Here is a 3368-nt window from a genome sequence, read left to right as displayed (position 1 = left end):
CAACCAAGCTCGTTGGTGTGTTTCGCTAGCACAATGGCAGAGCAACTTTAGACAGTGGGTGGTGCTGCCAGAGGCACAGTCACTGCTCGATATCAGTGTTTTTCTCGATATGCGCTTTTTATATGGGGCAAAGGCATTGGTTGAACAGCTTAACCAAACCTTGCTGACTTGTGTGCGAGGCAACCAGCGCTTTCTTTCGATTATGGTGGCCAATTCTTTACGCGTCAGTCCACCGCTTGGTCTCTTTCGCCAGTTTGTGTTAACCAAAGATGGGGATAATCGACAGGTGCTTAATATTAAACAGCAAGCTGTGAATTTAATTGTTGAACTCGCACGAATTTACGCCTTGAATGCCGGATGTCTTAGCCCTGAAACGGGGAAAAGATTAGCCTACGCTGCTGAATTTGGGGTAATCAGTTATGCCAGTAAACAAGAGTTACAAGAAGCCCTGAACTTTATCAATCAAGTGCGTTTTCATCATCAAGGTGAACAAGTACAAGCAGGGAACATATTGAATAATCAAATTGCGCCAAGTGAGTTAACCGCCTTTGAGCGCAACCATCTCAAAGATGCATTTCGAATTATTGCTCGCTATCAGGAAGCGGCGAAACAGCGGTATCATGCTGGAGGACGTTTACGATGATAAGGGCTTGGTTTCGTCGTCAACACCCGCTTGGTTATAGCGATAAGTTACGACGTCACGCTTTGGCAAAGTCTCGCATTCCGGCACCTTGTCTGCCACTTTTTAAAAAGCCATATCCGTCGCCCAATACTCCGTTAGCTGATTTAAAGTGTGTGGTCTTAGACTTTGAAACCTCGGGATTAAACCCTAAGGTGGACGAGATTTTATCAGTCGGAATGATCCATCTTCACTATCCCGTGATGTCTCTAAGTCGTGCTGAGCATTATTATGTCGAATCGGAACAGTGTATTGACTCAGCAAGCGCGGTAGTCAATCATATTGTTCCTGAAACGCTCCTTGGCGGAATTTCACGCGATGAATTAATTGAATGCTTAGTGAAAAACCTTAAGGGAAAAGTGGTTATTGCCCACGGTGCTGAGATTGAGAAACAGTTTTTACGCCATTTGCTGCAATTAGAAGAGACGCTCCCTTTACCACTTATTTTTTTAGATACTATGCGCTTGGAGCGATCTCTTATGAAGTATCGAGGCGTGTCGTATCCCGATTTACGCTTAGCGCACATTCGCGAACAAAAAGGGCTACCACCTTATTTGGCTCATAACGCATTTGCTGATGTTGTCGCTACGGGGGAGTTGTTTTTGGTTCTAATTGAAGAAATTTTTGCCGATCAAACACCAGTACTCGGCCCCTTAGTCATGCGTTCATTATCATAAAGGTTAGCGATTTTGCCGAGTTAAAGTGCCAGATCCGTTTCTATCGGCATGGCTTTTCTGTCAAGACCGTACTGGCCAACGCGTGAATCGGTTGTTAATAATTTTTCATCTATACCAAACAACTTGGCGTAGCCTACCCCTCTGCAGCTTCAAGTAGCAAGGGTATAAGTCAATATTTGGATAAGCGTGGTAAGTTTTTCGAGCGAATTAGATTTTTTTATTTTATTTTAATAAAAACTCGAAAAATAATTTTTATTATCGTTTCATTTTGCATAAGATTAATTCATGGTAAATAACGGAGTGTTGGTATGATAACAGCAACGACCTTAAGCGAATTAGAGGATCAAATCCGAACTCGTTATGGTGAATTAAGTAAAAGATTACAGCAAGTCGCCGCATATGTGTTAGATAATAAAAATAGTGTCGCTTTTGAAACCGTCTCTGCGATTGCTGAGCAGGCGAGTGTTCCTCCCTCCACGCTGATCCGCTTTGCAAACGCTTTTGGGTACAGTGGTTTTAATGAAATGAAACAACTATTTCGTAGTAATCTACTAGAAGAGACTTCCAGTTATACTGATCGCGTTCGACTGCTGAGAGAGATGGAAGGAGACATGACGCCACCGGAACGCCCGATGGATATTTTACAGGAATTTGCCAGAGCAAATAGTAATGCGATGCATCAACTAGCCGCGCAAACACCAGTCGAATATCTCGATGGAGCGGTTGAGATACTGGCTCAAGCGAAAAATATCTACGTGGTCGGGTTAGGACGTTCATTTTCGGTCTCTTCCTACCTTGTGTACGCATTACGCCATTTAAACAAACGTGCTTTTCTGATTGATGGGCTCGGTGGCATGTTTAAAGAGCAATTGAGTACGATTGAAGAACATGATGTATTGATTGTGATTAGTTTTTCACCTTATGCGAAAGAAACGACCACGATTAGCGAATCATTAGCCGGTTCTGCGATTAAACAAATCATCATTACCGATAGTCAAATTAGTCCACTGGCTTCATCCAGTGATGTCTGTTTTGTGGTTAAAGAAGCCAAAGTGGATGCTTTTCGTTCCCAAGCCGCTTCTTTGTGTTTAGCTCAGACCCTCGCAGTGTCGCTCGCCTTTCATGATTCCTCGCACAAAGCATGATTGATTTATGCAACATAAAAAAACGTCAGCTTTAACTGACGTTTTTATCCTCATCTTATGCTATACCCTTACTACTTAAAGCTGTATGGGGTAGGCTACCTTCGTTCAAATTTTTTCCAGATAAATTTGTCACTCACTTACCGCCTACCTGCAACGCCAAGTTGTTTTATACATAGTATAAAACAAGGCTAATTAAGCATGTTTAGCCTTATAGACTGGGCCATTGACCCACTCATGATCGGGTTCCCAAGTAAAACACCACTTTCTTGAGGGGCCAGCCATGACGTTTAAGTAATAGTTATCGTAACCGGCAATGGTCGCTACAGGGTGGTAACCTCGTGGGGCTTTGACTACATCTTTATCATAAACAGCCATTGATTCATCTAAAGTTCGATCATCGGTATAGACGCGCTGTAAGCAAAAACCTTGACCAGGATTTAAACGATGATAATAGGTTTCTTCTAGATAGGTTTCATGAGGCTCGTTGGCTTGATCGTGTTTATGGCTTGGGTAGGAGCTGGTACAACCTTCATCGGTAAAGACTTCCACAACCAATAAACTATCTGCAGGAACATCATCGGGTAAGATATTATGTACATAACGCTGATTATTTCCTTGACCTCTGGCTTCTGCTTGAATGTCTTGTGGTGCGATCAATCGAGTGGCATAGGTGCCTTTGCCAGGAGCTTTACAGACGGCTAACTCTAATGGTGTCAGCGCTTCGACGTGACAGCTTTCTTGGGCCGAAACATAAACGGCATACGGTTTTTTTCGCTCAAAAGGATCCATCCGATCGCCGATATTTTCAAAATGAGCGGTCTCTGTTTTTATGTTTGCTTTACCGGCGACAAGAACAAGACAGAGCTC

The 3368-nt window shown here is 43.1% G+C and carries 4 protein-coding genes; 3 read left to right on the top strand and 1 reads right to left on the bottom strand.

The features are described from left to right. The 3 genes from B7C60_RS18515 to B7C60_RS08395 all read left to right on the top strand — a co-directional run. On the top strand, window positions 1–643 hold a 643-nt coding region (locus B7C60_RS18515), incomplete at its 5' end, for a putative nucleotidyltransferase substrate binding domain-containing protein (protein WP_281251672.1). Then, window positions 640–1356, top strand: a complete 717-nt coding sequence (locus B7C60_RS08400) for a 3'-5' exonuclease (protein WP_099611259.1) — start codon at window positions 640–642, stop codon at window positions 1354–1356. The genes B7C60_RS18515 and B7C60_RS08400, both read left to right, overlap by 4 nt. 308 nt (window positions 1357–1664) lie before the next feature. Beyond that, window positions 1665–2501 carry a MurR/RpiR family transcriptional regulator gene (locus B7C60_RS08395; protein ID WP_099611258.1) on the top strand — a complete coding sequence of 279 codons (837 nt, stop codon included), beginning with the start codon at window positions 1665–1667 and terminating at the stop codon, window positions 2499–2501. Between the two features lie 192 nt (window positions 2502–2693). On the opposite strand, the gene iolB is transcribed toward B7C60_RS08395, so the two are convergent. After that, window positions 2694–3368: 5-deoxy-glucuronate isomerase (gene iolB / locus B7C60_RS08390; RefSeq protein WP_245868976.1), on the bottom strand; the 675-nt coding region annotated here is incomplete at its 5' end.

It is taken from the genome of Vibrio fujianensis, assembly GCF_002749895.1.
Lineage (GTDB): Bacteria > Pseudomonadota > Gammaproteobacteria > Enterobacterales > Vibrionaceae > Vibrio > Vibrio fujianensis.
This window is presented reverse-complemented; position numbering and strand designations above follow the sequence as displayed.